Source organism: Pseudomonas sp. 58(2021) (assembly GCF_017491585.1).
Classification (GTDB): domain Bacteria; phylum Pseudomonadota; class Gammaproteobacteria; order Pseudomonadales; family Pseudomonadaceae; genus Aquipseudomonas; species Aquipseudomonas fluorescens_BT.
In genome coordinates, this window is record NZ_JAFGYZ010000054.1 from 1 (window position 1) to 635 (window position 635).

General features: G+C 59.5%; 1 protein-coding gene. It reads left to right on the forward strand.

Annotation, left to right across the window (positions count from 1 at the left end):
- Positions 1 to 635, forward strand: a 635-nt coding sequence (locus J5M72_RS28725) for a VCBS domain-containing protein (RefSeq protein WP_207868325.1), incomplete at both ends; no start/stop codon positions are given.

Here is a 635-nt window from a genome sequence, read left to right on the forward strand (position 1 = left end):
GACCAACGACGTGCAGGGCGCTGACCGTGTACCTGTCGGAGAAAATGCCGGCCCGATTACCGCCGGCACTTTCACCGGGACTTATGGCACCTTGGTGCTGAATGCCAACGGCACCTACACCTACACGTTGAACACCAGCGACGCCGATTTCAAAGCCCTGCACGGCGGTGGCAATGGCACCGAGACCTTCACCTACACCATCACCGATGCCGACGGTGACACCAGCACTGCGAACCTGGTCCTGCAGATCCACAACAATGACGATCCAGTGATCATCAACGGCCTGGACGTAAACGGCGGCGAACTCACCGTCTTCGAGAAAAACCTCAGCACCGGTAGTGCGCCAGATGCCACGGCTTTGACTCAGAGTGGCACGTTCACCATCACTGCGTTGGACGGTGTCACTACCCTGACCATCGGTGGTATCGCCGTCGTCACCAACGGTGTCGCCGCAGGCTTCCCGCAATCGGTGACCACGCCTTTGGGCAGCACGCTGACCATCACCGGTTTCAATGCCACGACCGGCGTCGTCAGTTACAGCTACACCCTGGTCGACAACGAAGCGCACCCGACTGCCAACGGCGCCAACGTACTGAATGAGCAGTTCGCTGTCACCGTGGTGGATGACAATGGCA